Genomic DNA, 26503 nt, shown 5'->3' with positions numbered 1-26503 from the left:
TCGCGCAATAACGGTCGCTTGGCGCAGCGGGAGCGCAAGTGCCTTACAAGCACTGGGTCGGGGGTTCAAATCCCTCAGCGACCACCAGACATTCGACGGGTCACGGGTTTTCCGTGGCCCGTTTTGCTTTTGGCAGTGATTTCCGCGCTTTGCCGGACCGTCGGGCCTGCCTGTTTTCTGCCGACGTCGTGCCGGGTTCCTGCCAGGTTTCTGCAAGGTTTTTTCGATTTCGCGCCTCGTTCCTGCAAGAAAATGACGCGTTTTTAGAGGTTTGCTGCCAGGTTTTTGCGCGCATTATCGGAAAAGCTGACTAATCCCTGCGGATAAGGCGTGGGTTTTTGAGAAGCTATTTGGGCGAGCTGTGCCTGAATCGCTCGCTAGCATGTCCTTCACTTGGATGAGCGGAGGACTCATGAGGCAAACGAAATCGTGGATCGTCGGTATCGCATGCGGCGCGTTATGCGCTGTCTGCGTGTTTATGTACCTGCAGGATGCGGGTGCGCAGGTCGATGCGGCGCGCGCCGAGGCGCTCGAGCGTTTTGGCGGCGAACAGGTCGAGGTGTGCGTGGCGAAAAGGGACATCGCAGCTGGTGAGGTAGTCGATGCCTCCTCTTTCGAGAAACGGATGTGGGTCACGGCGCTTCTGCCCGATGACCCTCTTACGCAGGATAGCGATGTTCTCGGCAAGCAGGTGACCTCAACGGTGCTGAAAGGCGAGGTGCTGACTTCGAGGCGATTCGAGGAGTCGTCATCTTCCATCGATGTTCCCGGCGAGCTGACCGCCGTCAGCGTTCCCGCGCGCGATGTGCAAACGGTCGGGGGCGCGCTTCGCCCAGGTATGTTCGTCGACGTGTACGCGACGGGCTCGGCGGGAACGACGCTCATCGCCCATAGCGTTTTGGTGCTTGCAACGAATGCGAGCTCTTCGTCGAAATCAGGGGCCGATTCCGTTTCATGGGTAACGCTTGCGCTCGACCCTGCGAATGTTCAGGAAATCGTTTCGGTCGCGCAGGGATCGGAGCTGTATTTCACCCTTCCCGGCGAAGACGTTCCCGAGCCAACGGTGTCGAAGTCGCTCGATGCGAACGAGGGTCAGAAGGGATCGAGTGTCCAGCAGAGGTCGGACGCGGCATCTGATTCGGGTTCGTCTCAAGTTTCGCAACCTGATGGTCGCTTCGCGGCTACTGACGCATCGCAGGCTGAGGGCGCCTTGCCGGCGCCTGCTTCCGACCTCGGCTCTGGAGAAGGGGCTTCCCATGAACGCTAAGGTTTTGCTGTGCGCCGACGAGGAAAGCGCGCGTCACCCCGAGCTTATCGGCCTTCGGGAAGAGAATCTGCTCGAGCAGCCATGGCTTGCGGTTCGTACGACGGCTCGGGAAGCGCGGGACTTGGCCGCGAAAAGCGCCTCGATTGAGGAAATATGGGTGGTCTCTTGCCCCGACGTCGAGCCGATTAACTTGGCTGCGGCGGTGAAGCGCGACAATCCAAGGCGTCGCGTGTCGATGCTCTGTTCGCAGCCGTCCGGCTCGCTTCATAGTCGGACGAAGGCGGCGGGGATAGATGAGACGATGACTCACCAGGTGCTTGTTGAACGCTATGCGGCGCGCAAACGGCAGGTCCGTGCGCTAGCTTCGGGATCGCGCGATTCCAAAAGGGAGACTGGCCCTTGCGCGGCCCCCCACACGGGCTCGGTTTCGCCAAAACCTGTCGTTTCACCAGGTGAAAAGCGAGCTACTCTGATTACCGTCGTCAGTGGAAGCGGCGGCGCGGGCAAGAGTGCGGTATCTGCGGTTGCAGCGGCGACGTTAGCTTCGGCGGGAATTAAGACGTTGCTTCTCGATTGCGACTTCCAATTCGGGGATATGCGCGAACTGCTCGGGGCCAAGCGTGCTTACGGGGTTGACGAGGTGCTCTCCGGTGCTGTTCCCCTGTCCGATTTGCCGCGCGACGAGCAAGGGCTCTGCCTTATCGCTGCACCGAGAAGGCTTGAGCAATCCGAAACGATAGTGCACGAATTGCCCGCGCTGCTCGATTCGGCAATGGCTCACTTCGACGCGATCGTTGCAAACACGGGCGCAAACTGGGGAGAGCAGCATGCGGTGCTTCTCGAGCGATCTTCTCGGGCGCTGTTCCTCGTCGATCAGAGGGCATCGTCTCTTCGGGCATGCAAGCATGCGGTCGAGCTGTGCGCTCGTTGCGGGATTGCGGCAAGCCCCTTCCTGTTCGTCGCGAATCGCTGCTCGAAGCGCTCGCTGTTCTCGTCAATCGATGTGTCGTGCGCGATGCAGGGTGCGCATGCTGCCGAACTTAAAGATGGCGGAGTGGAAGTCGAGCAGGCGCTCGGCACAGGGCTTGCTTACGATTTGCTTTCCTCGCGCAATGCCTTCGCGCAAAGCGTGAGAGAGCTTATGGGCGAGGTGGTCGGGGAGGCTGCGGGCTCATTGGCTTCGTCCGAAGAGTCCGAGGCGCCTTCGCGCGGGCTTTTCTCCTTCAGGCGCGCTCGCCGGGAGGGGGTGCTCCCATGACGCTTCTCGATCGTGTGAGGGCGGCGGGAAATGAAACTCCTGCCGCTTCTCGGGCGACTCGCGATGAAATGCTCGAGTGGTTGAAGGGGCGGGTTCGCGAGCAGCTTCCCGCCGACGATATAGCGTCGCTTGCCAAAGGCAATCCCGAACGGGCGCGCAATGAGATCCGAGCGGTTTGCCGGGCAGCGTTCGAGGGAAGCGGCCGCTTCGATACCGGCCTTGCGGAGCAGGAAGCGCTTGCCGACACCCTGATTGATTCCATGCTGGGCTTCGGGCCTCTCGAACCCTTTCTCGCGGATGAGTCGATCACCGAGATCATGGTGAACGGATCGCGCTCGTTGTTTTACGAGCGCGACGGTGTTTTGCATCAAAGCGAGTTTTGTTTCGCGAGCGATGACGAGGTGAGGATGCTCATCGACCGCATCATCGGCCCGCTCGGCCGGCGAATCGACGAGTCGTCGCCTATGGTGAACGCCCGCCTTGCGCAGGGGCATCGCGTGAACGCCATCGTGCCTCCTCTTACGCTCGACGGCCCGATGCTCACGATCCGGACGTTCTCCTCGAGGGTCATCACCTTGCAGGACATGGTGGAGAGCGGCTCGATTGAAGAATGCGTGCAGCGCTTGCTCATCTGGGCTGTTCGCGCTCGCAAGAGCATCGCTGTTTCCGGTGGAACGGGGAGCGGCAAAACAACGCTTCTCAACGCCCTTTCTTGCCACGTTCCCCCTGATGAGAGAATCATCACGATAGAGGACTCCGCTGAGCTGCGCTTTTCGGAGCATCCTCACGTCGTGCGCCTTGAGGCTCGTCCGCGCAATGCGGAAGGGGTGGGGGAAGTCACCATTCGCGATTTGGTCGCGAACGCGCTTCGCATGCGACCCGACCGCATCATCGTGGGCGAATGCCGCGGCGGCGAGGCGCTCGACATGCTCTCCGCCATGAACACGGGGCATGAGGGGTCGCTTACTACGCTTCATGCGAACTCTCCCAAGGAGGCGATTTCTCGCTTGGTGACCATGGTGCGCTTCGTTGCCGATTTGCCCGTGGATGTCATCGAATCGCAGATTGCGAGCGCTTTCGACCTTATCGTCCAGACGGCCCGCGGCGCCGATGGCTCGCGGATGGTTTCTCAGATTGCAGTGATTTCTCCAGGTGAAAGTATAAGGGAGTGCATCGTTGCGCCGATTTACCAGCGGGATATCTGCGGCGGCGCGGGCGTGTGGCTCTCTGCTCCGGAATGGGTGGGCGACTTGGTGAAGCTGGGGATTGCGACCGATAAGGAGGTGCAATCGTGGAAGGAAATGTCGCTTTGTGTGTCGTAGCGGTCCTGTTGGCGTTCGGTGGCGCCGCCGTTTTGGGGAGCGCTGTTGCGAGGCGGCTGGCAAAAAGATCTCGCTCTGCTGCGTACTCAATCGGCGGCGAAAAGAACAGGGCGGGTTGGGTTTCGTGGCTTGTGCGCAATGGGGTGGGGCTCATGCGCCCTGTTGCCCGGGCAGTCCTTCGCAATGCGCGGGTTCGTGCGTCGGTTACAAACCTGCTCACAGCCGTGGAAGGGATTGGATTCATAGCGACCGAAGAGTCGTTGCTGTCGCTCGTCCTCGCCGCGATGCTCATCGTAGGAGTGGGCGGATCTGCGCTCACTGCGGCTCCGATATGCGGTGTGGCCCTCGCCTTGTGCGTGGCCGCAGCGTGCGCAATTTACGCGAAGGGCTCGGAAGACAAGCGGCGCGAGCGTATGCGCGAGGCCGTTCCCGACGCGCTGCGCTCGATGGCGGTGTGCTTTCGGTCGGGGCAGTCGCTTCTCCAGACGATGCAGCAGGTTGGGGCTGCTACGAAAGGTCCTGTTGGGGTACTGTTCCAGCGCGCAGCTCACCTTCTCGAGACGGGCGGCAGCACACGCGAGGCACTCTCGGTTTTCCAAGGGAGGAACTCGGTTCCCGAGCTCGCCTTCGTTTCCGTTGCGCTTGACGTGCAGCATCAAACGGGGGGAAGCATGGAGCGCGTGCTCGACGCCGCGCGGGAGACCGTCGAAGGTGAGCTCGAGCTCACGCGCTCGCTTCGCGTCCAGACCGCTCAGGCGAAGCTTTCGGCCCGCATCGTCAGCGTGATGCCGATTGTCCTTGTCGCCCTGTTTTCGCTGGTGAGCGAAGATTTTCTCGGTCCCTTCTTCTCGAGCTTCGCGGGGATGGCGCTTCTGTGCATCGCCGTTGCCATGCAGGTCGCGGGCATCGTGTCCGTGCGCCATATGTTGAAGGTCGAGGTGGAGTGATGGTTGCGGAAAGCGGCGTTGTCGCGGTGATTGCGAGCGTCGGAGCATTCGGCATGGGATTCGTCGCGTCTGCCGAAGCCGTTCGCGCGCGCGAGAAAAGCCGTGCCGCGGCGAGGCGCCGGGCTTCTCTCTCGGGGGAAGGTCTGGCTGGCCCTCGTGGGGGCAAGGGCATCTCGGACGGGGTGATCTCATTTGTCGAGGCGCGAAGCCGCGTTGCGAAGAAGCGGTCTGCCCGCCCGGTTCCCCCACGACGGGAAGAGGCCCTTGCCCAGGTAATTCGACAGGCGGGCTTGGCCTCGTCGGCATCGATCGCAGGGTTCCTCGACGCGCGGCTTCGTTTGGCGCTCTTCGCAGCCGCCGCAGGTGCTCTTCTCGGGTGCGCGCTTTCCTCGGAACTCGCCGTTCTGCTTGCGGCGGCGGGTGGGCTGTGGGGCTTCTCGGCTCCGAAAAGGGCGCTTGAGAAAAGAAAGAAGGATCGGGCGGAAGAACTCGAACGGCATCTTCCCGAAATGCTCGAGGTGGTCTCACTTGGTTTGAGGAGCGGCCTGTCGTTTGATAGGAGCCTTGACGTGTACATCGGTCATTTCGACACGCTGCTCTCACGTTCCTTAGCGTCAGCTCGTCAGCAATGGGCCTTAGGGCTCGCTCGTCGGGACGATGCGCTTCGCAGTGTCGCCGAAACCTACGATTCGGCGCTTTTCTCGCGGGCAATCGAGTCCGTGATCCGGTCTTTGCGATACGGCTCCTCGCTTGCGGAGGGGCTCGAGGCGACGGCGCGCGAAGCGAGGGCGTCGTATCGTGCGCTCAAGCAGGAACAGGTCGCGAAGGCGCCGGTGAAGATGATGGTCCCGACGGGGACGCTTATGCTCCCCGCGATGCTCATCTTGGTGTTAGGGCCGATGCTGCTTGAACTGGTCGGCGGTTTTTAGAAAGGAAAGGTGGATGCAGGATGATGTTCATGAGAAGGGTGCGTGCCGAAATCGGTCAACGCACAATAGGCGCATGGTGTGCAGCAAAGGCGAAGCTCGCTTGCGAGAAGGGGCAGGGGACGACCGAGTACGCGATTCTCGTCGGCGTGCTCGTCGTGATCGCGATAGTCGCCATAACCTTGTTCCGGCCGAAAATCCAGGAGCTTTGGGATGCGATTGCAAACGGTATCAACGGGCTGTGACGGTCCCGAGGGCAAAGGCCGCCCTCGCGCCCCTCGCCGACAAGATGCGATCGGAGCGAGGGCAGGGTACGGTGGAATACGCCGTCGTGCTCGCCGGTGTGCTGTGTATGGTCGTAGCGCTGGGCGTGCTTGCCAAGGCGATGGGGGAAGGGCTGTTCGTGGAGCATGCGCTCATGTCGGCCTCCCATCACCTGCAGCTTGCTGCCTTGGGGTCGGTGGCGGACGTGTTCGCGTTCTAGTTTGCAAGATGTTTCGCGAAGATGCTGGTCAAGCGACCGTGGAGGCGGCGTTTGCGCTTCCTATCGCGCTTGCGTTGGTGATACTGCTCGTACAGCCGGGCATCTTGCTCTATGACCGCATCGTCATGCAGCAAGCTGCCGCGGAGACGTGCCGTCTGCTCGCGACAACTCCCGAGGGGGACCCTTCGGGGGTGTGCAGGGCGTTCGCTCTCAGGCGGCTGGGTGCGGTGCCCGAGCAGGATTGCTTCCATGTTCACCAAGGAGGCTGCACGTGGGAGGTGGAGCTTGAGGGCGGGGAGTCGAGCGATGTTGTTCGCGTGCGCATTGCGACGAAGGCGAAGCCGCTGCCGCTTATCGGGGTGGGCGCCCGCCTTTTAGGGGCAGTCAACGATGGCGAGGACTTCGAGGTTTCCGTCGAGGCCTCGGCGCCTGTGCAGCCGGCATGGGTTGCCGAGGCCGCGGCGGGTAGGTCTCCCTCTGAATGGATTGGAGCGTGGGCCGATGAGGCTTAAACGCAAGAGCGGGCGCGGTGCCTTCTGGGACGACGATGGGGGATTCTCGACGCTCGGCATGGCGGTCGCCCTCTTGGTCACGTTGTCCCTCGTGTTCTCAGCGGCCCAGGTGTATCGGGTCTCTTCGGCCTCCGCGGACATACAAGACGTTGCCGACGCATGCGTTCTCGCGGCGGAGGGCGAGGTCGCCGAGTTCATGATTGCCGTGCGCGTGTGCGATGCCGTGGTGCTTTCCCTTTCGCTGACGAGCGCCGCGATGTTCGGCTTGGGCGTCGTCGCGCTCTGCGCTCCTCCTGCAGCAGAGCTGGGAATCGAGCTGGTGAACCTGGGGACGAAGGTACTTCAGGCGAGGAACACCTTCGCCGAGCGTGCCGCATCGGGGCTCAATGCCCTCCAGGAGGCCCTGCCGTTTCTTGCGGCGGCGAGCGCGTATGCGACGGCGAGCTCAAACTCGGGCGGTGCCATGGCTGCGAGCTATCTCGGTATAGCGATGCTCGTCCCCGCAGAGGGGGAGCGGATTGAGGTGGCGGCATCGAAGGCGCTCTCCGATGCCGCCGACGCTGTATCCGAGGACGCCGAGTCGCTCAAACAAGCCTCTGAAGAGGCCGAAGAGGCTGCAAAAGAGGCCTTCTCGGCAAGGGAGGAAGGATTCAAGCGCGATTGCGGCGATGCGCCTGCGTACTGCATGTACGAGCGCGCCGAAGCCCTTTCGAGCATTTCCTCGACATCGAACCCGCTGTTCCACACGGTCGATGCGTGGTCGTTCTCCGTTGCCCTCGATCGCACGAAAGCCTATTACTCGGCGCGCTTCGAAGACGAGGCTCCTCAGTCCTCGGCGATAGAGGAGCAAGCCGAGTCCGCCCTTCGCAAGGTGTTCTACCGTTTTGCGCTTGCCGAGGTGTCGCGCGGGTTCGTGCTCGACACGGGAGATTCCTTCGACGCCTTCTTCCCTTTGCTCCCTAAGAACACGGCGGAGATGAAGGCGACGAGGCTCTATACGGATTCGGTGTTCCCGCTTGGGAAGGACTCATCGGGCGCGACGACGCTCCATGCGTGGGGAGGTTGCCCGAATGCGTCTCCCAGCATGGGCACAGCTTCCATTGCCCAGATGGAGGCGGGAAACTACCCCGTGTGCGATGTCTGCCGCTTCACCGCCTCGAGTCTCGGGAAGGTGGCCGCCGCATCAAGCTCTATCTCGAACGGCTTCGAGTACCACTACAGCGCTGTGGCGCGAGCTGCGGCGGATTACACGGCTGCCCGCGCAAAGCAGGACGAGGCGGCGAGGGAGGTGAAGGGCAAGGCTGGCGGGCTGCTTGAAAAGTGCAAGGAGGCGCTCTCCGAAATCGGCGGCATGCGCATCGATGCGAAGCCTCCTGGATACAAGGGGGCCGTCTCGATGGTCGTGAACCTCGTTGCGGCGCCTGCGGATACCGGGTTCGCGAGCTCGTTCGTGGAAGGATCGTCCTCGCTCGGGGCGAGAGCCGCCGTTTCGGGTGCAACGCTGCTCGAGGAGGAAAGCGAAGAGGGCCGCACGGTCGTCTCCTCGCTCCTCGACGGCTTGGCCGAAGACGGAGGAGCGGCTGTTGGCGCTGCGAGGTTTGCGCTCGACGTGTGGTCGCTCGCCCTCCGCGCTTACTGCGACGGGCAAGAGGCGATCGACAACGCGATTCGCCGTTCGCTCGATTCGCTGCCGCTCGCAAGTGCAAGCGGGTTGGGCGTATGGGCGGCAGGCAGGCTTGCGAACATCGTCGAAGCAGCGGGGTTTGCGCCTGCGAAACTGGATGCTCTCAAGCCCGTACTGGTGAGCACGGGGTACGTCGCCGCGTCTGACTCGGGTACATTTTCTAGCCGCTATCAGGTGATTCGCAATGGAGTGCTCTCGACTTCGGGCTCGTCGGCAAGCTTGTTCGACTCCCTTGTCGGGAAGGTCGAAGACGAGGCGCTTCGGGCCCTTGAGGGTGCGGACGGCGCAATCGAGGTCGTGTGTATCGAGTTTCCGTTTGGCGGTGGTTCGATTCCCATAACCATCACGCTACCCGATTCGGTGAGGCGGGCGACGGGAGAGTTGGTGAGCGCGGCGGCGGATGCGCTCCGCGGGGTTGTTGCGAGCGTCACCGGCACGAGGGTGTGGCACTGATGAGCGGGCTGCTGAAGGAAAGGTTCGGCTGCGCGCGCGACGAGCGCGGGCAGATGACCGTCGAACTCGCCGTGATGATCCCGGTGCTCGTCGCTATTGCGGTGATTGCGATGAACGCGATGCTCTTCTTCTCGGAGTGCGCCGCATTCGACAGGCTTGCCCGCAATGCGGTGCGCGTGTTTGCGACGTCTCCGGCTTATGGCGAGGACACGAGCCAAAGCTGCGCCGCTGCGCTTGATGCAATCGAAGAGGGAATGGGTATCGCGGACAAGAACTACTTAGAGGCAAGCGTTTCGGTGGCAAGCGAGTCGTTCGGGCAGAAGCGTTTCAGAGCGACTCTCCGCTTCACTCCGACGCTTTTCGGCATGGGTTTGAAGTCCTCCGTTTTCGGCGTGTCGCTTCCGCAGTTGGAGCATTCGACGGAGTTGGTGGTGGATGTCTACAAGCCGGGGGTGCTGTTCTGATGGGGCAGGGGCGTCGGGCGCTTGCCGCCTTGCTTTCGGTCGCGGTCGCCGTCGTGCTTGCGGTGGCGATCGACGATGGGCTTGGAGTTGCGGGTGCGGCGACGAAGATGGGCCGCGCGCTCTGGGCTGAAGATGCGGGAGACCAGGTGAAGTTCGCGCTCGAGGGCGGCTCTGGTTCGGGCGACGGTGATGCTGCGGTGTCGCTTGCGGGCGAGCAAACGGGAATCGAGGCGGTGCCCCCATGGTTCGAGGAAGAGCTCTTCGCACTCGGTGGGGCTAAGTCGGTGCGGGTTTCGGGCGAGGGCGGGGTCGTCGGGTTCTCGTGCGCACATTCGGCGGAAAGCGAGTTCTCGCAGATAGAGGGCGAGCTTACGCGTAAGGGATGGGTCGAGTCGGAAACGGGCATCGAGGGATGCTCGGTCTTCGTGAAGGAAGGGGGCGTGTGCCTGTGGGCGATGGTGTCGTGCGTGCCTGTGGGGGAGGGCGCAAGCGTGGTCGTGCAGTGCGCGATAAGCGAGGATTGAGGTCGAGCGATCGCGCCTGGTCGCAGCTCATGGTGGCGACGGACGGCCCGTCGAGGGCGCGCGGGCTGCTTTTGCGGCGCAGGTGCAGCGAGCCTTTGATTCTCATGCCGTGCAACGACGTGCATACCGTCGGCATGGTTCGAAAACTTGACATCGCGTTCGTCGACCGCTGCGGCGTGGTGCTCGAATCGTATCGCGCGGTGGGCCCGATGAGGCGTCTGCGATGCCCTCGTGCGGTGGCGACTATCGAGCGCTTTGCCGAATGCGGGACTTGGTTTTCAGAAGGGGATCGCGTGGGGCTTGTTGCCTACGCGGCGCAAAGGGAGCGGAAAGGACCAGCAAGATGAAAATGTGCCCTGCGTGCAAGGCGCGGGTGTTCGACGATATGGACACTTGCTACGGATGCCTGCATCGATTTGATTCCTCCGATGTCGAAAAGGCGCATGGGGGCGGGTTTGAACCAGAGGAGCCGCCAGGTTATTCGGGAAAAGCCCGCAATTTGGCTGAAGCCGAGGAGAAAAAGAAAGGCGCACGCCCTGCGGACGTGCGCCAAGAAGGCAAAGCGGATGCGAAACCAGCTAAACGGGACCTCGTACTTCATATCGCGGTGCCGGAAGGCGCCGCAGGCGTGCGGGTTGCCGTCGATTTTGCGGGATGCGCCCCAGCTGGGCAGACGAGAGCCGTCGATGCCTAGTCGACAAGACGGTGGAATTCCTTCTCGGCTGCTTCCTGAACGCGCTTGGCGATTTCAAGATAGGAGTCGAGGAGCTTGTTTCCCTCGTCGGTAAGGCTGCTTCCGTGGGCGCCGTCGCGATTGAGCAGCTGGATTTCCAGGGCTGCTTCGGTTTCTTTGATGATGCGCCAGGCCTTGCTGTACGCCATGCCGATGCTCTTCGCGGCGGCGTTCAGCGAGCCCTTCTCGCGAACGCCGAGGCACAAATCGGCGATGCCGCGGCCGAACACCGATCCGCTTTCGGAGTTCGGGTTCTTGATAGAAAGCCTGATGGACGGAGTGAGGTTGGTGAGCTTGCTCATGGGTTCCCCTTTTTCGACGGTTTCTGCTTGCCTGTGGTTTTCTGATTGCTAGTTCGTTTTGCCGAGGAAAGCCGCTGCTGCGTGCTCGATGTCCTCGGTCGAGTTATCGATAACCTCTTCGAAGCGCACGTGCGCCGCGTCGAGGGTTGCCAGGTTGGCGGGCACGTTGTGCTGCCCGGTCTCGTCGGCGATCAGCTCGTTGAGCTGGCATCCCGAAAGCGCAGCAGCCTCTTCGGGAAGCGGCTCGCCGGGCGCCATGCCGTGAAGCGCGCGATACACGTTGTCGCCGAACTTCGCCCAATGGGCCGTGCTTGCAATGAGCACGGGATTTTCGCCGCGCAGCTGCTCGGCGACCTTGTAGGCGACCGCGGTGTGCGGGTCGATGAGATAGCCGTTGGCATCGAAGACCTCCTTGATGGTGGAAAGGCAGGTCTCGTTGTCGACGGAGTCGGCCGCAAACTCGGCGCGCACCGCAGCAAAAGTGTCGGCGTCCACGCGGAAGCACTTCTTCTCGCGCAGGTCGGACATCCAGCCGCGAACCGCCTCAGCGTTGCGCCCGGAAAGCTCGAACAGCTGGCGCTCCAGATTGGAGGACACCAGGATGTCCATCGACGGCGACGGCGTCAGTGCGAAGTCGCGCTCGGAGATGTCGTAGGTGCCGGTGTTGATGAAGTCGGTGAGCACGCGGTTCTCGTTGCTCGCGCAGAAGAGCATCTCGATCGGGGTTCCCATGCGCTTGGCGTACCATGCGGCGAGGATGTTTCCGAAATTGCCCGTGGGGACGCAGACGTCGATCGGCTTGCCGGCTTCGACCTTGCCCTTCGCAACCAGCTCGGCGTAGCTCGAGATGTAATACACGATCTGGGGCATAAGCCGTCCCCAGTTGATGGAGTTCGCGCTCGATAAGGTCACGTTGTGCTCGGAGAGCAGCTTCTCGGCGTACGCCTCGTTGCCGAAGACGTTCTTCACGCCGGTCTGGCAGTCGTCAAAGTTGCCGTGCACGCCCCAGACCTGCACGTTGTCGCCGGTGGTCGTGACCATCTGCTTGCGCTGGATGTCGCTCACGCCGCCATCGGGGAACAGCACGCCGATGCGCACGTGCTCGGCGTTCTTGAAGCCTTCGAGCGCGGCCTTGCCCGTGTCGCCCGAAGTTGCCACCAGGATAAGGAAGTCGTGGTCGAGCTCTCCGCGCTCGCGGAGCGCTTCGGCGCTTGCAGAGAAGAAGCGGGGCAGGCACTGCAGCGCCATGTCCTTGAACGCGCTCGTGGGGCCATGCCACAGCTCGAGCACGTGGGTGTTCTCGTCGAGCGAGGTGATCGGGCAGATGCGCTCGTCGTCGAACTGGTCGCCGTAAGCGCTCTCCATGAGCGCCTCGATGCGCTCGGTCGGCAGGTCGACGCCGAAGGCGCGGTAAACCGTGGCGGCGCGCTTGGAGTAGGGCATCTCCGCCAAGCTGCAAATCTCGTCGATCAAAAGTGCCGGCACGTGAGCAGGGACGTAGAGGCCGCCTCCGTGTGCCAGGCCGTCAATGACCGCCTTCGTGAAGGGGACGGGGTCGCTCACGAGGCCGCGCGTGTCGGAATAGAAGTTCTCGTTTACGCCTGCAGCCGGGGCGAAGCTGTCTTTCATGTTGCAACCTTCCGCGTTCAGATAAGTCATGCTTACTATACTATCTGCGAAAACATCTTAAAGGGAAATTATCCGCAATTTTTGCAATTCAACCATTATCGCAACCTTTGCTTCGGCGCCTGGTTGCAAGGCGTTTCGTAATGAAAAATTAACCATGGCGAATTATGGAGATTAGCCGCAGGAAACAAAAAAGTTCACCAAGGCTTCCAAATCGAGCCAGCAATGGCATATGATAGCTAGATGTTAACCACGGTTAGCAAAGAAAGACGAGGTAGCTATGATGCAGGAAGCAATGGCGATGGACAAAGGCATGAGCACCGCAACCGTTGCGGGACCTTCCATGGCGCAGATGCCGCTCACCTTCATGAAAACGGGCGAGACGGGCACCGTCGTCAAGGTTCGCGAAAAGGGCGATGTGCTCCATCATCTCGAGAATCTCGGCTTTGTCGCCGGCGCTGAAGTGAAGGTCGTCTCGGAACAGGCGGGCAACTTCATCGTCGAGGTCAAAGGTGCGCAGGTCGCGCTGAATAAGCAGGTCGCACAACGAATCATCACCCGTTAGTTTTCGTGGACGGCTGCACTTTCCGCAAAGGGGAGTGCGCCCGCCCCGTGAAAAGCTAAAGCTGCAGCAAGGGGCGCATTGCGCCTGTTTCCGCAACTGCGCGGAAAGCTGCGGCAATAAGACGACTTTTGAGGCAGGAAGGAAAAGGAGGAGAAGCTATGGCAGAAGCAGGCCAGGACAAGACGCTGCGCGATGTCGCCATCGGCGAGACCGCCACGGTGCGCCGCCTTGTGGGCGAAGGTGCCCTCAAGCGCCACATTATGGACATGGGCATCACCAAGGGCGTCGAGGTTTTCGTTCGCAAGGTGGCTCCGCTCGGCGACCCTATCGAGGTCACCGTTCGCGGCTATGAGCTTTCGCTGCGCAAGAGCGAAGCCGAAAGCGTGCTCGTTCTCTAGTTCGAGCAGGGCCTTTGCAGGCCTTTTTCTTTGCTTGGCGGTTAGTGCTATCTAACTTATCGAAGCGACCGCACCAACTCTTCAGGGTGCCGCCGTTTCGGCGAAGCAGCAAAGGTAAGCATCGTTGATTTTGGAAAGGTAGATCATGGGAATTCGCATTGCGCTTGCCGGCAACCCGAACTGCGGCAAGACGACCATGTTCAACGACCTGACCGGAGCCAACCAATACGTTGGCAACTGGCCTGGCGTTACTGTTGAAAAGAAGGAAGGCAAGTACACCAAGGACAAGGATGTCACGGTTACCGACCTCCCCGGCATCTATTCGCTCTCGCCGTATTCGCCTGAGGAAATCGTCGCGCGCGACTATCTTCTCGATGGCGACCCGGACGTCGTCATCAACCTGATCGACGCGACCAACCTGGAGCGCAACCTGTATTTGACCACGCAGATTCTTGAACTGGGCCTGCCTGTGGTCATCGCCCTCAACATGATGGACCTCGTCGAGAAGAACGGCGACAAGATCGACGTCGACAAGCTTTCCCGCGAACTCGGCTGCCCGATTGTTCCCACCTCGGCGCTCAAGGGCCGCGGTATGGACGAGCTTGTGAAGACCGCGATCGAGCTCGGCAAGAAGGGCGTTCCCGCCGCGCCGCAGATCCGCTTCTCCGACGAGATCGAAACGGCGCTCGCGAAGATCATCGACGCCCTCGGCTCGAGAGTTTCCCCTGCGACCGCCCGCTGGTTCGCCATCAAGGTGCTCGAGGGCGAGGAGCGCACGATTTCCCAGCTCAAGTTGACGGACGCCGACAAGAAAACGGTCGACGCCATCCGTGACGCGCTCGAGACCGAGCTCGACGATGACGCGGAGTCCATCGTCACCTCCGCCCGCTACGACGAGATCGCTGGTGTTGTCGACGACACGGTGAAGAAGTCGACCAAGGGCATGTCCACCACCCAGAAAATCGACCGCGTCGTCACGAACCGATTCCTCGGCCTGCCGATCTTCATCGTCATCATGTTCTTCGTGTACTGGCTTGCCGTCTCTGTTGGCGGCGGCGTTGTGACCGACTGGGCCAACGACGGCATCTCCGGCGACGGTTGGCTCTACACCGGCGGCGAGGCGTTCGACGAGGCCACGGCCGAGTACGAAGACGCCCAGGCGCAGATTACCGCCTACGTTGAGAACATCCTCGGCGAGGACGAGGTGTCTGGCCTTCCCTCCGATGACTCCCAGGAAGTGCTCGACGCACTGGCCTTGGCCGAGCCTGAGGCTCCCGAAGACGCCACCGACGCCGATGCTATGGCCGAGTACCAGGATGCCGTTGCCGAGTACGACGATGCCCAGGCCACGATTGCGGCGTTCGACGAGGAGGCCCAGGCCAAGCACGCTGTTGCCACGATGGAAGTCGAAGGCGACGACGGCGAGGTCGAGGAGCAGGCGATCACCTTCGCTGATTACCAGGCTGCCCTCGAAGTCGAAGAGCCCGACCCCTCCGATGGCTCTTGGGGCCTGTGGATCCCGGGTCTTGGCGCTATCATCGGCAACGCCCTTGAGGCCGCCGACGTCGCCCCGTGGCTGCAGTCGCTCGTCATGGACGGCATCGTCGCAGGTGTTGGCGCCGTTATCGGCTTCATCCCGCAGATGGTGATCCTCTTCTTGCTCCTTGGCTTCCTGGAGCTGTGCGGTTACATGTCCCGCGTTGCGTTCATCATGGACCGCATCTTCCGCAAGTTCGGCCTGTCCGGCAAATCCTTCATCCCGATGCTCATCGCCTCCGGCTGCGGCGTGCCCGCCGTCATGGCAACTAAGACCATCGAGAACGAGAAGGATCGCCGCATGACGATCATGACCACCACCATGATTCCCTGCGGTGCGAAGATGCCGATCATCGCCCTCGTGTTCGGCGCGATTGCCTCTGGCAACTCCGACGCCACCTGGTATGTCGCCCCGATGTTCTACTTCATGGGCGTCATCGCGATCATCATCTCCGGCATCATGCTGAAAAAGACCAAGCTCTTCGCCGGCGAGACCACGCCGTTTATCATGGAGCTTCCGCAGTACCATATGCCGGGCGTGAAGAACATCCTGCTCTCGATGTGGGAGCGCGTGAAGGGCTACATCATCAAAGCAGGTACCATCATCTTCCTGTCCACGATCGTCATCTGGTTCCTCATGAACTTCGGCGACGCGGGCGAAGGCTTCGGCCTGCTTGACTCCGAGGCGCCCGACTACATGGAGTACAGCCTCATGGCTGGCCTCGGTAACCTGCTGGCCTGGATCTTCGCGCCGCTTGGCTTCGCGAACTGGCAAGCCACCGCAACCGCCGTCACCGGCCTCGTTGCGAAGGAGAACGTCGTCGCGACCGTCGGCATCATCACCCAGCTCGGCGACTTCGGCGAGGCGGACCCGCAGCTGTGGTACGGCTTTGCCCAGATGCTCGGTGGGTCGACCGCCGCGATCGTCGCCTTCTGCGCCTTCAACCTGCTGTGCGCGCCGTGCTTCGCGGCAATGGGCACCATTCGCCAGCAGCAGCGTTCGGCTAAGTGGTTCTGGATCACCATCGGCTACATGTGCGGCTTTGCGTGGTGCGTGGGTTGCATGCTCTACCAGTTCGTTGGTCTGGCTTTGGGCGAAGTGAGCTTCGGCATCTGGACCGTGATCGCCATCATCATTGCGGCGCTCATGCTCTTCCAAATCTTCCGCCCGATGCCGAATTACGACAAGAAGGACGAAAAGGTCGCTCGCAAGCTTGAAACCGAGAACGAGGCAGCGTAAAGTATACTAAGAGTAACTTTTGGGGATGCGCTTTCGGGCGCTTCCCCGATATAGAGCCGCAAGAAAGGAGGCGCACCTATGATAGGTTTGGTCTGGACGCCATCGACGATCGTCGTCGCACTCGTCATCGCCGTGCTTGCTGTGCTGGCGGTGCGCCGCATCGCGACGCGCGGCCTGTGCGATTGCCACGACCACTGCGGGGATAGCGATAGCCCTCGAAGCGGATGTGGAAGCTGCCATGGCTGTTCCGGCTGCGGATCGGTCGAGTGCATGGTAGCCGACATGGACAAGGCGCTCAGATAGCGTGTTTTCTTACGAGCCAATGGGGAAGGCCGGGTGCGAAAGTGCCCGGCTTTCCTGCGTCTAGGGAGAGGGTCTTCATGCGAGCATCTTCCTAGCAGGATCGCCCTCGGGGATAAGGCCGCTCTTAGGGATGGCTATTTTTCCTACCAACTTACAAGATATTTGTGGAGGAATTGTAAACCATGGCTAACCCCGTTGACGCGCCAGCAAGGTTAACCTAAGATAACAAATGTCAGCAGCGAGGGTTCGAATCCCCCCCTCTCTCTCAAGAAAACGAACCCGCTGACCAGCACACTTCTTAATGCTGACCCGGTGGTGGAGGCTCCTCTCGTCTGGCCATCCATCACAAGCCGGTGAGGGCCTACCCCCCCTCGCCCTCACCGGCCTCCTCTCCTCGAAAAGAAAAGCGCCTTCGGGCGTTTTTTATTGCCCTACGTACAGCGGTTCCGCCTGTCGTCTCGCACAACACAAGCCGAGTTCCCGCAAAAAACAGCGCCCGACCGCTTTGAAGCCCTTGCGGACTTAGAAGCAGTCGGGCGCTGTTTCCAGAACGTAGCAGCGGGTCGCGCGGGTTCTGCGCTAGGCGAGGCGCTTGCCGAGCTCGGCCGCGGCCGCGGCCTTGTCGAAGTTTCCGCCGGTCGCCTTCGTGAGCGCTCCCATTACCTTCCCCATCTCCTTCTTCGAGGCGGCGCCGGTCTCGGTGAGCGTCTTCTCGATGAGCGCGATAAGCTCGTCGCCCGAAACCTGCTTGGGAAGATACGACTCGAGAATTTCCACCTGCGCGGCGAGAAGGTCGGTGCGCTCTTGGTTGTTCCCCGCCTTGATGGAACCCTCGAGCGTCTCCTTCGTCTGCTTGATCACGCGCTTGAGCATGGCGTCGACGTCGGCGTCCGTAATCTCGCGGCGCTCGTTCACCTCGATGTTCTTCACTTCGCCGTGCACCTGGCGCAGGATGGACACGCGCGGTTTGTCGTGCGCCTTCAACGCGGCCTTCACTTCGTCTTGCAGCTCCTGGTATTTCATGATTCCCTCTTTCCTGCTGCGCAATCGATTCAGCCTTTCCATCGTACACAATTTGGCTGGCCCATGCGGCCTTCTGCAAAAAGGCGACAAATGCCATCGATGCCGTGAGCAGGTTCGATGGCTGCATTACCCCTTGGCGTCGCAGGGCTTTCCCATTCGCTTTACGAAAAGTTTGCCGACACTTGTTATCATGGGGAAAGCGCTCGCATCGCGGGCGCGCTCGAGAAAGGCTTTCCTTATGAACGGAACCCCTCAAAGCAAGCTCGATCCTCGGGTGAAGAACGTGTGGCGGGTAAACGACGCCATCTGGATCGTGCTCGGCTACCTCTGCTGCGCTGTCCCCTTCGCCATTTGCGCCGCCATCGAACCGGCGCCTTGGGCGTTCGCCCTTGTCGCCGTGCTCTCGGCCATTGCTGCGGTGCTGCTCGTGGTGTTCCTCGTTGTGCTGCCGCCCATTCGCTATGTTCGCTGGCGCTATGAGCTTCACGATGACTACCTCGACATCGCCAAGGGAATCATCTGGCGCAAGCGCTGCATCATCCCCTTCATTCGCGTCCAGAACACCGACACGCGCCAGGGGCCTATTCTGCGCGCCTTCGGGCTCTCGAGCGTCACCGTCGCCACGGCCGCTGGCGAGCACGTCATCCCCGGGCTTGCGAACGACGTCGCCGACCAGGTGCGTGACCGCGCGGCCGAGCTTGCCCGGATCGCGCGCGAGGACATGTGATGGACGGGGTCCAAAACCGCGAGAATCGCGAGAGGCACGGGAATCGCGAGAGGCGCGAGAATCGCGAGAGGCACGCGGTCCATTCCAGCTACATCTGGCTTGGCGGTCTTCAGGGTGCCGCTGCGGTGTTCGCGGCGCTTCTCGTCGGCGTGCTTCCCCAGATCATCCCCGAGTTGTTCAACCCCGACAGCCTCGGGCAGTTCGTGAACGGCGGGCTTGCGGCTATTATCATCGCCCTGCTTTTCCTGGGCACGGTCATCGTCTCGCTCGCTGCGAGCCTCATCTACCGACTCGTGTCCTACAAGCACATCTGGTACGAGTTCGGCGACGAGGAATTCAGCTTCTATTCGGGCATCTTCAACAAAAAGCGCGTGCATGTGCCCTACCGGCGCATCCAGTCGGTCGACCAGACAGCCTCGCTTCTCCAGCGCGTGTTCGGCGTGTGCACGGTGCAGATCGACACGGCGGGCGGCGCGTCGAACAAGGCCGTGTCGGTGCCGTTTTTGCGCAAGGCCGACGCGGAGGCGCTGCGGGCCGACCTGTTCGCTCGCAAGTCTGCGGCCGTCGGGGCGCCCTTTCGGGAAGCCGACGCCCCGAGCAGCTTCGGCAACGTGCTCGATGCGCCTGCTGAGGTGTGGGACGACGTGCGCGGCGTATTCGCCGGGAGCGAGGTCGACACGGGGCGCATCTCCTTCCAGTACGGCATAACCAACAGCGAACTCATTCTCACCGGGCTTTCGAACAACACGACGCTGGTTCTCGTCGTCGTCGGCATCATCGGCGTGTTCTCGCAGATCGCCGACTTCGTCTCGCAAATGGCGGGCGAGGCTGGCGGAGCCGTTGCAGAAGTGCTCGCCGACGCGGGCCTCGCGCTTTTCGGCAACAGCCTCATCGCCCTTATCGTTGTCGGGCTCATCGCGCTGTCCCTGTTCGTGTGGGTGATGTCGGCGCTCGGCACCTGCATCTCCTTCGGAGGCTTCAAGGCGCGCCGTCGCGGCGACCGCATCGAGGTCGAGCGCGGCCTTCTCCAACACAGGTTCCACGGCGTGTCGGTCGATCGCGTGCAGTCGGTTGTCGTGAAGCAGACTTTCGTCAGGCGTATCTTCGGCTTCTGCGAGCTGTCGCTCGGGAAGGTGGATGCGTCGAGTGGGTCGGGTGGCATGGATGATTCCCTTTCCGAAGGCGCGCTCGTCGTGCATCCCTTCGTGAAGGTCGACCGCGTGCCCGAGATCGTCGCGGGTCTCGTTCCCGAGTTCGCCGACATGCCGACCGAGCGTCGCCGTGTTCCCAAGGTGGCCCTTCGCCGTGCGCTGGTCAGGCGCACGGTCATCCAAGGATGGGGGCTTTGGTGCGCTGTGGCGCTTGCGCTTCTCCACGTGGGCGTGATATTTGGCATCGGCGCTTATGGCGACGACTTCATGTCGGCGGGGGAGCTCTTCTGGTTCGATCGGATCGCGCTTGTGGGCTACGTCGCGTGCGCGGTTGCTGAGGTGCTCGCCGCCATGGGTGCGGTTCTCTGGGCCCGCTCGTCGTGGTTTTCGTTCAACAGGCGCTTTATGCAAGTGGAAAACGGCGGCCTCGGCTCGGTCTCGGTTTGCTTGCCTCGCGAGAAGATCCAGTTCGGCTTCTCGAAGTCGAACCCCCTCCAACGCCGTGCGAAGGTGGCGACCATCACCGCGCGGACAGCTGCGGGTTTGCAAGGCACCTCGACCAGGCTGATCGACGCATGTGAAGAAGATGCCGCCGCATGGCTGGCGTGGCTTGTCCCTGGGGGAAATGTGATAGAGTGATACGCATGGACACACATGCGACATCCGATTCGAAAGGCGGCCGAAGTTCGGCGTCTGACCCTTCGGCGCCTGGGCCTGCCGCCCGCAAAGACGCCCCTCTGCCCGCTGCGTCGCCTTCGCGTGCGCAAGAGCATCCTCCCACGCCTCGGGCGTGGACTCCTTCTCAGTTCAAGCCGCGCACCCTCTCTGAGGCGCGCGAACATAGAAACGAGCCCGCCAACACGTCTGCGAACGCCGATCGCGCACGTCGCAACGTTCGTGAGTACACGCTCGGCGAGGAGATCGCCAACTCTGTGACGCACGGTATCGGTGCGCTGCTCGCCATCGCGGCGATTCCCATTCTCGTGGTGATCGCGGTGCGCGCAGGCGGCGGCGTGAAGCTGGCGGCGGCGCTCGTCTACACCATCACCATGCTGGTGGAATACCTCATGTCGACGCTGTACCACGCTATCGCGGTGGATCGCGCCAAGCGTGTGTTCAAGGTGCTCGACCACAGCGGGATCTATCTGTTCATCGCGGGAACGTATACGCCGTTTTGCCTGGTCACGCTTGGAAACGACGGGGGGATCTACCTGGCTGCGTTCGTGTGGATCGTAGCGCTTGCGGGCATTGCCTGCGAGGCGTTCTGGGTATTCCGCCCGCGCTGGATTTCGGCGGTGCTCTACCTTCTTTTAGGGTGGTGCGTCGTTGCGTATCTGCCGGCTCTTGTGGCGAACCTTCCCATGGAGGGTCTTGCGCTCTTGGTCGCGGGCGGCCTGGTCTATACGGTTGGCTGCATATTCTACGTGTTGAAGAAGATTCCCTACATGCATTCGGTATTCCACGTGATGGTCGTTGCGGCGAGCGTGCTGCAGTTTCTGGCCGTGGCGCTGTATGTGATGTAGCGGCGAGGTGAGCGTCCGCACCGTCACGGGCGCAGCGGATGGATTTTCGGGGATGACGTCCCTTGAGAGTACGAGGAGTGGATGATTACGATGAGCGACGAGGAGCAGAAGGGTCTGACCGGCTTCTTCTCACGTTTCGGGTCGGCGAAGAAGCAGACGGTCTCCGAGGAGGAAATCAAAGACATCGTCGCCGACAACGATGAGCTCGCCGACGACGAGAAGCGCATGATCCACGACATCATCGACCTGGGTGACATGTCGGTGCATGAAATCATGCAGCCGCGCGTTGACATGATCATGGTCGAGGACACCGAGACGGTGCGCACGGCGGTCGAGCGCATGCACGGCACGGGCTACTCGCGCCTTCCCATCTTTCACGAGGACGCTGACCACATCATCGGCATCGTGCATTACAAGAACCTTGTCGGGCCGCTCATCGACGGCCGCGAGGACGACCTTGCTGCGAAGTACGCTTTCGAGCCTTTGTTCGTCCCCGAGACCAAGGACATCTTCCCGCTGCTCAAGGAAATGCAAACGAATCGGCAACAGATGGCCATCGTGGTGGACGAATACGGTGGGACCGATGGTTTAATTACCGTTGAGGATATCATCGAGGAAATCGTAGGCGAAATCGTCGACGAGTACGACATGGAGGGCAAGGAAATCACCAAGCTCTCCGACGGCGTATGGCGCGTCGATGGACGCTTCCCGGTCGAGGACGCGGCGGCGCTCGGCTGGCCGGTCTCCGAGTCGGAGGACTACGAGACCATCGCCGGCTGGCTGATCGACACGCTCGATTTCGTGCCGGAGATGGGCGATGAGTTCACGGTGGGCGGTTATTCGTTCAAAATCGAGCGTATGCGCCGCTCGCGCATTTCCACCATTCGCGTGGAACGTTTGGCCGGTGGGGCCGACGTCGCCGAAGAGGGGGAAGGCCAGCAGGAAAAGACGCACTAGGGCGAAAGGGACGGCACCGTGGTCGGAAGGAAGCTCACGCGAGATGCGAACGCGCGGCTCGGAGGCGTGTGCGCGGGCGTTGCACGCTACTTCGGCATCGACCCGATCGTCGCGCGCATCCTCGTTGTCGCGGGCACGCTGCTCACGGGCGGCCTTCTCGTCGTTGCCTATGTGGCGCTCATCTTCGTCTTGCCGAAATCGTCGGTTTCCGGGGACGTGTTCGACGTCCGTCCGGAGTCGGCGTCCTCCGAGAAATACGGGCCCATCGATTGCAGCGCGCCGTCCTCCGAAAGCGAGCGGCAAACCTATGTGGGGGTCGGCCATTTGCCTCCGAAACCGCCGCGCTCGTTCCGCTGAGTGTGAAATTCGTTCTTGTTCAATCCAAAATTAAGAACAACAACTACCAGGTACGATAAAAATTTCACTACTTAATATCGAACAAACCGTGGAGCGTTCTCCACAAGATTTTGCGTTGAAACCCCCGCATAAGGTAAAATTATGCCTTGCAAACAACAGCATAAGCTCTTCTCTTGGCAGCAATCCCACCCACAATTCAATACGCTGTCACCGCTTCGGCGGTTAGGTCTCGTGCTGTTCGAGAAAGGTTGACACTGCGTGGTAACACGTCGAAATAATATGAAGAAGACGGGCTTGGTCGCGAAAATCGCCGCGATCGGGTGCGCCTCCGTCGTGGCAGTCGGCTGCTTCGGCTATGGCCTTGCCGCGGCAGGCGGCTCGTCGTCTCCGTTCGGCGGCACTGCCTTTTCGGCGCCGGCTGCCGAGGTACTTGTCTCCAACGTGTCCGACACATCGGTCGGCAGCGTTTTGTCGCAGCCCGCATCGCGCGACATCACCCAAGGCGTTCAGGCCGTCGAGGCCGAGAAGGAAGCCGAGCGCATCGCCGCCGAGCAAGCCGCCCTCGCCGAGGAGCAGGCTCGCATCCAGGCTGCCGAGCAGGCGCTCTCCAAGGCGCGCACCACTGATGCCTCTTCTGCGATGTCTCAGCTCGCCGAAGTGGATTGGAGCTGCGGCAAGGACGCCTTCATCTCCGAGTGGGCGAATCGCATCAACAACTATCTCGCGGGGTCCCCGCTTGCCGGTCAAGGGGAGACTTTCGCCACCGCTGCATGGGAAAACGGCGTCGATCCTCGCTGGTCGCCGGCTATTTCCAATACCGAGTCCACCAAGGGTGCAAACTGCTTCCTGCCGCACAATGCGTGGGGCTGGGGCTCTACCGGTTGGAGCTCGTGGGAAGAAGCCATCAACGCCCATGTCGCAGGCCTTGCGAAGGGGTATGGCTATACCATCAGCTACTCGAACGCTCAGAAGTACTGTCCGCCGAACTACGACAACTGGTTCCGCGACACGCTTCGGGAAATGTCGAAAATCTAACGTAAGGTTGAAGGCCGGGCGCGAGTCCGGCCTTTTCTTTTCCGCATGCGCTATGCTAAGCACTTAAACGGCGTCGCGGCGAAAGGCGATTTATGAGCAATGTCATCGTGGTAGGGTGCGGGCGCGTGGGCTCGCAGCTCGCCAACATGCTTTCCGACAACGGGAGCAACGTCTGTGTGATCGACAGGAGCGCCGACGCGTTCGCGAACCTCGGTCGCAACTTCAACGGCTCCACGCTGCAGGGCGTCGGCTTCGACGAGGACACCCTCGTGAAGGCGGGTGTGGACGACTGTGATGTCGTTGCGGCCGTCACGCAGCTCGACAACACGAATCTCATGGTCGCGGAGGTCGCAAGTCGCCTGTTCGGCGTTCCCCACGTGATCGCGCGCCTGTACAACCCCGACCACGAGCGAGCCTACATGCAGCTCGGCATCGACTACGTGTGCGGCACATCGCTCGTCGCCGAGGATGTGTTCTCGAAGGTGGTATCGGGCCACGGCGCGCATATCGACACCTTCGGGGAATTCGAGGTGCTGCGATTCTCCCTCGACCTGAGCTCTCGCGAGGGGAAGCGCACGATCCGAGTGGGCGAGCTCGAGCGCGATCATGACATCCGCATCATCGCCTTCGAGCGCGGTGATGGGTCGGCGAGTTCCATTCCCAACAAGGAAAGCGTTCTCTACCAGGGGGATTCGGTGCTCGCGTGCGTGCGCCACGAGCTTATTCCCATGTTCAGCAAATACATCCAGGAGTAGGGGCTCGTCTGTCCGCATCGCGCACCGAGCCTTGCGGACGTCGCGCCCCTTTTGTGAAAGGGCATTCATGTATGTAGTGATCAACGGCGGCGGAAAGATCGGCGCCTATCTTGCGAACGTGCTTCTGAAGAGCGGCAACGAGGTTGCTGTCATCGAGCAGAACCGACGCACCGCCGACCGTTTGTCGGTGGAGCTCACGGGTCGCTACCTCATCATCCACGGCGACGGCTGCGACTCGAAGTTCCAAGAGGACGCAGGTATCCGCCACGCCGACGTGTTCGTCGCCACGACCGGCCAGGACGACAGCAACCTCGTGTCGTGCGAGATCGCGCAGCGCGTGTTCAGCGTGCCCCGATGCATTGCGCGCGTGAACAGCCCGAAGAACATGCGCATCTTCCATGAGGTCGGCATCGAGAGCGTCTCTTCCACCACGCTCATCGCGAACATGATCGAAGAGGAAGCGCTTATGGGATCGGTGAGCGTCGTGTCCTCGCTCACGCACGGCAACGTTGCGCTCTCCGAGGTCACGGTGCCGCGCATGCGCTACCATTCGAACGCTGACGGCGTGCTCGCGCGCGACATCCCCATGCCCGACGGTAGCCTGATCGTCGCCGTCGACACCGCCGACGACGTCGAGGTGGTGCGCCATGACACCGTGTTGCATCCCGGGGACAAGGCGGTCGTCGTCGCCGACACCGAAGCGCTCGACCGCGTGCGCGCTTTGTTCAAGGGGCTTTAGCCAGTGCGCGCGGGCGTATAGTATGCTAGCGACAAGCAAAACGGGAACGATCGACACGGGAAAGGCAAGCAAGCGCAATGATCAACCGCTACACGCGTCCTGAGATGGGCGCAATCTGGGAGCTTCAAAACAAGTTCTCCATCTGGAAGGAAATCGAGATTCTGGCGTGCGAGGCGCAGGCTGAGCTGGGGAAAGCCGGCATCACGAAGGAAGAGGCGAAGTGGATTCGTGACCACGCCGACTTCACCGTCGAGCGCATCGACGAGATCGAGAAGGTCACCAACCACGACGTCATCGCCTTCACCACCAACATGGCTGAGTACATCGATGCCGACGTGCCGGAGGGCGAGGAGAAGCCCTCGCGCTGGGTGCACTACGGCATGACCAGCAGCGACTTGGGAGACACGGCGCTTTCCTACCAGATCACCCAGGCAATCGACATCATCTTGGCAGATGTGAAGCAGCTTGGAGAGACGTGCAAGCGCCGCGCCTTCGAGTTCCAGAACACGCTGTGCGTGGGCCGCACCCACGGCATCCATGCCGAGCCGATGACCTTCGGCATGAAGTTCGGCAGCTGGGCATGGGCTCTGAAGCGCGCTCAGACGCGTCTCGAACAGGCACGCGAGGTTGCCGCGACGGGCGCCATCTCGGGCGCGGTCGGCACGTATTCCTCCATCGACCCGTTCGTCGAGCAGTACGTATGCGAGAAGCTGGGCCTTACGCCTGACCCGCTTTCGACCCAGGTGCTCGCGCGCGACCGCCATGCGCAGGTCATGTGCGCGCTCGCATGCGCCGCAGCGACGCTCGAGTCGATCGCCATGCAGGTGCGCCTGCTTCAGCAGTCCGACGTGATCGAGGCGGAGGAGCCGTTCAAGAAAGGCCAGAAGGGCTCGTCGGCGATGCCCCACAAGCGCAACCCCATCACCGCCGAGCGCGTTTGCGGCCTTGCCCGTGTGGTGAAGGCGAACGCCCAGGTGGCGCTTGACAATGTGGCGCTTTGGTACGAGCGCGATATTTCCCACTCCGGCACCGAGCGTGTCGCACTTGCCGACTCCTTCACGGCGCTCGATTACATGTTCGGCAAGATGCAGTGGATCTTGGACGGCCTGCAGACGTACCCCGACAAGATGGAGCACAACCTGTGGCGCACCCGCGGGCTTATCTTCTCCTCGAAGGTGCTGCTCGCGCTCGTGCAGACGGGCATCACGCGCGAAGAGGCATACGTCATCGTGCAGCGCAACGCCATGAAGGTATGGGCGGATATCCAGAACGCCGTCGAGGGACCGACGTATCGCGAGCGCCTGGAGGCCGACCCCGAGGCGAAGCTTACGAAGGAAACGCTCGACGAGATCTTCGATCCGTGGGATTTCCTCACGCGCAAAGACGAGGTCTTCAAGCGTCTCGAGAGCCTGGAGTTCTAGCCGCTTGCAGGCTGGAGATTCAGCTTGCTTGAATCTCTACTTTGGGATCGTTTGCAGCGAATTGCCTCGTTGGCTGCTTTTCGAGGCCCTGAAACCTGCTCGGGTTCCAGGGCCTTTCTTGCATCTATTGCTCTCGATGGGGCTACCCCTGTACAAAAATGACGATATCTTGTGTAGGAATTATGTGCTGAACCCCATAATAAAAGAAAGTGGGGAATAACTAGCTTTGAAAGTGTACCGATTGGGACGTTTTCAGGACATGCATAGCTCG

Annotated in this window: 30 protein-coding genes and 1 tRNA gene; 28 read left to right on the top strand and 3 right to left on the bottom strand. The window is 61.5% G+C overall.

Annotated elements, in window-relative coordinates:
- Positions 1 to 12 precede the first annotated feature (12 nt).
- The 15 genes from F8C90_RS02335 to F8C90_RS02265 all read left to right on the top strand — a co-directional run bounded on the left by F8C90_RS02335 (position 13) and on the right by F8C90_RS02265 (position 10535).
- Positions 13 to 87 (top strand) — tRNA-Val (locus F8C90_RS02335).
- A 26-nt stretch (positions 88 to 113) separates the two neighbouring features.
- Positions 114 to 314, top strand: coding sequence for a hypothetical protein (locus F8C90_RS02330; RefSeq protein WP_158048841.1), 201 nt, complete (start codon positions 114 to 116; stop codon positions 312 to 314).
- Positions 315 to 412: 98 nt separating this feature from the next.
- On the top strand, positions 413 to 1267 hold the full coding sequence (gene cpaB, locus F8C90_RS02325; protein ID WP_158048840.1) for a Flp pilus assembly protein CpaB: 855 nt from the start codon (positions 413 to 415) through the stop codon (positions 1265 to 1267).
- Positions 1257 to 2525: a CpaE/TadZ family protein gene (locus F8C90_RS02320; protein WP_170264497.1), complete on the top strand. Its 1269-nt coding sequence runs from the start codon at positions 1257 to 1259 to the stop codon at positions 2523 to 2525. Before cpaB ends, F8C90_RS02320 begins: the two co-directional genes overlap by 11 nt.
- Complete coding sequence (locus F8C90_RS02315) at positions 2522 to 3847, top strand: TadA family conjugal transfer-associated ATPase (protein WP_158048838.1); 1326 nt, start codon at positions 2522 to 2524, stop codon at positions 3845 to 3847. The genes F8C90_RS02320 and F8C90_RS02315 overlap by 4 nt, the downstream gene beginning before the upstream one ends.
- Before the next feature lie 224 nt (positions 3848 to 4071).
- The gene (locus F8C90_RS02310) at positions 4072 to 4794 is read left to right on the top strand and encodes a type II secretion system F family protein (protein ID WP_246155746.1); all 723 of its coding nucleotides are present in this window, start codon (positions 4072 to 4074) and stop codon (positions 4792 to 4794) included.
- Entirely contained in the window at positions 4794 to 5723 is a 930-nt protein-coding gene (locus F8C90_RS02305; protein ID WP_158048836.1) for a type II secretion system F family protein, read from the top strand. Before F8C90_RS02310 ends, F8C90_RS02305 begins: the two co-directional genes overlap by 1 nt.
- Before the next feature lie 29 nt (positions 5724 to 5752).
- Positions 5753 to 5965, top strand: coding sequence for a Flp family type IVb pilin (locus tag F8C90_RS02300; protein ID WP_246155745.1), 213 nt, complete (start codon positions 5753 to 5755; stop codon positions 5963 to 5965).
- Positions 5962 to 6204 carry a hypothetical protein gene (locus F8C90_RS02295; protein WP_246155744.1) on the top strand — a complete coding sequence of 81 codons (243 nt, stop codon included), beginning with the start codon at positions 5962 to 5964 and terminating at the stop codon, positions 6202 to 6204. Before F8C90_RS02300 ends, F8C90_RS02295 begins: the two co-directional genes overlap by 4 nt.
- A gap of 8 nt (positions 6205 to 6212) precedes the next feature.
- The gene (locus tag F8C90_RS02290) at positions 6213 to 6716 is read left to right on the top strand and encodes a TadE family protein (RefSeq protein ID WP_158048834.1); all 504 of its coding nucleotides are present in this window, start codon (positions 6213 to 6215) and stop codon (positions 6714 to 6716) included.
- Positions 6706 to 8853, top strand: a complete 2148-nt coding sequence (locus tag F8C90_RS02285) for a molybdenum cofactor biosynthesis enzyme (RefSeq protein WP_158048833.1) — start codon at positions 6706 to 6708, stop codon at positions 8851 to 8853. Before F8C90_RS02290 ends, F8C90_RS02285 begins: the two co-directional genes overlap by 11 nt.
- Complete coding sequence (locus F8C90_RS02280; RefSeq protein WP_246155743.1) at positions 8853 to 9317, top strand: TadE/TadG family type IV pilus assembly protein; 465 nt, start codon at positions 8853 to 8855, stop codon at positions 9315 to 9317. Before F8C90_RS02285 ends, F8C90_RS02280 begins: the two co-directional genes overlap by 1 nt.
- Positions 9317 to 9841 carry a hypothetical protein gene (locus F8C90_RS02275; RefSeq protein ID WP_158048832.1) on the top strand — a complete coding sequence of 175 codons (525 nt, stop codon included), beginning with the start codon at positions 9317 to 9319 and terminating at the stop codon, positions 9839 to 9841. The genes F8C90_RS02280 and F8C90_RS02275 overlap by 1 nt, the downstream gene beginning before the upstream one ends.
- On the top strand, positions 9838 to 10188 hold the full coding sequence (locus F8C90_RS02270; RefSeq protein ID WP_246155742.1) for a DUF192 domain-containing protein: 351 nt from the start codon (positions 9838 to 9840) through the stop codon (positions 10186 to 10188). The genes F8C90_RS02275 and F8C90_RS02270 overlap by 4 nt, the downstream gene beginning before the upstream one ends.
- Positions 10185 to 10535 (top strand): hypothetical protein, encoded by a 351-nt coding sequence (locus F8C90_RS02265; protein WP_158048831.1) that lies wholly within the window; start codon positions 10185 to 10187, stop codon positions 10533 to 10535. Before F8C90_RS02270 ends, F8C90_RS02265 begins: the two co-directional genes overlap by 4 nt.
- Here F8C90_RS02265 and F8C90_RS02260 read toward each other — a convergent pair.
- Both F8C90_RS02260 and thrC read right to left on the bottom strand, forming a co-directional pair.
- Positions 10532 to 10876: a winged helix-turn-helix domain-containing protein gene (locus F8C90_RS02260; RefSeq protein WP_158048830.1), complete on the bottom strand. Its 345-nt coding sequence runs from the start codon at positions 10874 to 10876 to the stop codon at positions 10532 to 10534. The two genes, F8C90_RS02265 and F8C90_RS02260, sit on opposite strands and share 4 nt — an antisense overlap.
- A gap of 48 nt (positions 10877 to 10924) precedes the next feature.
- Entirely contained in the window at positions 10925 to 12505 is a 1581-nt protein-coding gene (gene thrC / locus F8C90_RS02255) for a threonine synthase (protein ID WP_158048829.1), read from the bottom strand.
- A 292-nt stretch (positions 12506 to 12797) separates the two neighbouring features.
- Between thrC and F8C90_RS02250 the strand changes: the two genes are divergently transcribed.
- From F8C90_RS02250 to F8C90_RS02235, 4 genes are all read left to right on the top strand, one after another.
- A complete protein-coding gene (locus tag F8C90_RS02250) occupies positions 12798 to 13067 on the top strand; it encodes a FeoA family protein (RefSeq protein ID WP_246155741.1) in 270 nt (89 codons plus the stop codon).
- A gap of 158 nt (positions 13068 to 13225) precedes the next feature.
- On the top strand, positions 13226 to 13465 hold the full coding sequence (locus F8C90_RS02245) for a FeoA family protein (RefSeq protein ID WP_158048828.1): 240 nt from the start codon (positions 13226 to 13228) through the stop codon (positions 13463 to 13465).
- A 145-nt stretch (positions 13466 to 13610) separates the two neighbouring features.
- Positions 13611 to 16241 (top strand): ferrous iron transporter B, encoded by a 2631-nt coding sequence (feoB, locus tag F8C90_RS02240; protein ID WP_158048827.1) that lies wholly within the window; start codon positions 13611 to 13613, stop codon positions 16239 to 16241.
- A gap of 78 nt (positions 16242 to 16319) precedes the next feature.
- Positions 16320 to 16544: a hypothetical protein gene (locus tag F8C90_RS02235; protein ID WP_158048826.1), complete on the top strand. Its 225-nt coding sequence runs from the start codon at positions 16320 to 16322 to the stop codon at positions 16542 to 16544.
- A gap of 579 nt (positions 16545 to 17123) precedes the next feature.
- On the opposite strand, the gene F8C90_RS02230 is transcribed toward F8C90_RS02235, so the two are convergent.
- Positions 17124 to 17567, bottom strand: a complete 444-nt coding sequence (locus tag F8C90_RS02230; protein ID WP_158048825.1) for a GatB/YqeY domain-containing protein — start codon at positions 17565 to 17567, stop codon at positions 17124 to 17126.
- 238 nt (positions 17568 to 17805) lie between these two features.
- On the opposite strand from F8C90_RS02230, the gene F8C90_RS02225 reads away from it, so the two are divergent.
- From F8C90_RS02225 to purB, 9 genes are all read left to right on the top strand, one after another.
- Positions 17806 to 18294: a PH domain-containing protein gene (locus F8C90_RS02225; RefSeq protein WP_158048824.1), complete on the top strand. Its 489-nt coding sequence runs from the start codon at positions 17806 to 17808 to the stop codon at positions 18292 to 18294.
- Positions 18294 to 20084 (top strand): PH domain-containing protein, encoded by a 1791-nt coding sequence (locus F8C90_RS02220; RefSeq protein ID WP_158048823.1) that lies wholly within the window; start codon positions 18294 to 18296, stop codon positions 20082 to 20084. The genes F8C90_RS02225 and F8C90_RS02220 overlap by 1 nt, the downstream gene beginning before the upstream one ends.
- 281 nt (positions 20085 to 20365) lie before the next feature.
- Positions 20366 to 20968, top strand: coding sequence for a PAQR family membrane homeostasis protein TrhA (gene trhA, locus F8C90_RS02215; RefSeq protein WP_343030121.1), 603 nt, complete (start codon positions 20366 to 20368; stop codon positions 20966 to 20968).
- Positions 20969 to 21049: 81 nt separating this feature from the next.
- Entirely contained in the window at positions 21050 to 21925 is an 876-nt protein-coding gene (locus F8C90_RS02210) for a hemolysin family protein (RefSeq protein WP_158048821.1), read from the top strand.
- Positions 21926 to 21943: 18 nt separating this feature from the next.
- Complete coding sequence (locus tag F8C90_RS02205) at positions 21944 to 22282, top strand: PspC domain-containing protein (RefSeq protein WP_158048820.1); 339 nt, start codon at positions 21944 to 21946, stop codon at positions 22280 to 22282.
- A gap of 279 nt (positions 22283 to 22561) precedes the next feature.
- Positions 22562 to 23317: a CMP-2-keto-3-deoxyoctulosonic acid synthetase gene (locus F8C90_RS02200; RefSeq protein ID WP_158048819.1), complete on the top strand. Its 756-nt coding sequence runs from the start codon at positions 22562 to 22564 to the stop codon at positions 23315 to 23317.
- A 92-nt stretch (positions 23318 to 23409) separates the two neighbouring features.
- Positions 23410 to 24072 carry a potassium channel family protein gene (locus tag F8C90_RS02195; protein ID WP_158048818.1) on the top strand — a complete coding sequence of 221 codons (663 nt, stop codon included), beginning with the start codon at positions 23410 to 23412 and terminating at the stop codon, positions 24070 to 24072.
- 67 nt (positions 24073 to 24139) lie between these two features.
- On the top strand, positions 24140 to 24811 hold the full coding sequence (locus F8C90_RS02190; RefSeq protein ID WP_158048817.1) for a potassium channel family protein: 672 nt from the start codon (positions 24140 to 24142) through the stop codon (positions 24809 to 24811).
- A gap of 77 nt (positions 24812 to 24888) precedes the next feature.
- Positions 24889 to 26232 (top strand): adenylosuccinate lyase, encoded by a 1344-nt coding sequence (gene purB, locus F8C90_RS02185; protein WP_158048816.1) that lies wholly within the window; start codon positions 24889 to 24891, stop codon positions 26230 to 26232.
- Positions 26233 to 26503 lie beyond the last annotated feature (271 nt).

It is taken from the genome of Ellagibacter isourolithinifaciens (assembly GCF_008831035.1).
Lineage (GTDB): Bacteria > Actinomycetota > Coriobacteriia > Coriobacteriales > Eggerthellaceae > Ellagibacter > Ellagibacter isourolithinifaciens.
The sequence above is the reverse complement of the archived record's forward strand: the minus strand, read 5'-3'. Positions and strand labels throughout refer to the sequence as shown.

Bases quoted from the DNA above. Each gene is read 5' to 3' on its own strand.
- F8C90_RS02250 (WP_246155741.1), top strand. From the start codon at position 12,798: ATGGCGATGGACAAAGGCATGAGCACCGCAACCGTTGCGGGACCTTCC.
- F8C90_RS02220 (WP_158048823.1), top strand. From the start codon at position 18,294: ATGGACGGGGTCCAAAACCGCGAGAATCGCGAGAGGCACGGGAATCGC.
- purB (WP_158048816.1), top strand. From the start codon at position 24,889: ATGATCAACCGCTACACGCGTCCTGAGATGGGCGCAATCTGGGAGCTT.
- F8C90_RS02210 (WP_158048821.1), top strand. From the start codon at position 21,050: ATGATTACGATGAGCGACGAGGAGCAGAAGGGTCTGACCGGCTTCTTC.
- F8C90_RS02265 (WP_158048831.1), top strand. From the start codon at position 10,185: ATGAAAATGTGCCCTGCGTGCAAGGCGCGGGTGTTCGACGATATGGAC.
- F8C90_RS02235 (WP_158048826.1), top strand. From the start codon at position 16,320: ATGATAGGTTTGGTCTGGACGCCATCGACGATCGTCGTCGCACTCGTC.
- F8C90_RS02275 (WP_158048832.1), top strand. From the start codon at position 9,317: ATGGGGCAGGGGCGTCGGGCGCTTGCCGCCTTGCTTTCGGTCGCGGTC.
- F8C90_RS02305 (WP_158048836.1), top strand. From the start codon at position 4,794: ATGGTTGCGGAAAGCGGCGTTGTCGCGGTGATTGCGAGCGTCGGAGCA.
- F8C90_RS02315 (WP_158048838.1), top strand. From the start codon at position 2,522: ATGACGCTTCTCGATCGTGTGAGGGCGGCGGGAAATGAAACTCCTGCC.
- F8C90_RS02320 (WP_170264497.1), top strand. From the start codon at position 1,257: ATGAACGCTAAGGTTTTGCTGTGCGCCGACGAGGAAAGCGCGCGTCAC.
- thrC (WP_158048829.1), bottom strand. From the start codon at position 12,505: ATGAAAGACAGCTTCGCCCCGGCTGCAGGCGTAAACGAGAACTTCTAT.
- F8C90_RS02190 (WP_158048817.1), top strand. From the start codon at position 24,140: ATGTATGTAGTGATCAACGGCGGCGGAAAGATCGGCGCCTATCTTGCG.
- F8C90_RS02230 (WP_158048825.1), bottom strand. From the start codon at position 17,567: ATGAAATACCAGGAGCTGCAAGACGAAGTGAAGGCCGCGTTGAAGGCG.
- F8C90_RS02195 (WP_158048818.1), top strand. From the start codon at position 23,410: ATGAGCAATGTCATCGTGGTAGGGTGCGGGCGCGTGGGCTCGCAGCTC.
- F8C90_RS02225 (WP_158048824.1), top strand. From the start codon at position 17,806: ATGAACGGAACCCCTCAAAGCAAGCTCGATCCTCGGGTGAAGAACGTG.
- F8C90_RS02200 (WP_158048819.1), top strand. From the start codon at position 22,562: ATGAAGAAGACGGGCTTGGTCGCGAAAATCGCCGCGATCGGGTGCGCC.
- F8C90_RS02280 (WP_246155743.1), top strand. From the start codon at position 8,853: ATGAGCGGGCTGCTGAAGGAAAGGTTCGGCTGCGCGCGCGACGAGCGC.
- F8C90_RS02245 (WP_158048828.1), top strand. From the start codon at position 13,226: ATGGCAGAAGCAGGCCAGGACAAGACGCTGCGCGATGTCGCCATCGGC.
- F8C90_RS02300 (WP_246155745.1), top strand. From the start codon at position 5,753: ATGAGAAGGGTGCGTGCCGAAATCGGTCAACGCACAATAGGCGCATGG.
- F8C90_RS02260 (WP_158048830.1), bottom strand. From the start codon at position 10,876: ATGAGCAAGCTCACCAACCTCACTCCGTCCATCAGGCTTTCTATCAAG.
- F8C90_RS02290 (WP_158048834.1), top strand. From the start codon at position 6,213: ATGTTTCGCGAAGATGCTGGTCAAGCGACCGTGGAGGCGGCGTTTGCG.
- cpaB (WP_158048840.1), top strand. From the start codon at position 413: ATGAGGCAAACGAAATCGTGGATCGTCGGTATCGCATGCGGCGCGTTA.
- F8C90_RS02285 (WP_158048833.1), top strand. From the start codon at position 6,706: ATGAGGCTTAAACGCAAGAGCGGGCGCGGTGCCTTCTGGGACGACGAT.
- feoB (WP_158048827.1), top strand. From the start codon at position 13,611: ATGGGAATTCGCATTGCGCTTGCCGGCAACCCGAACTGCGGCAAGACG.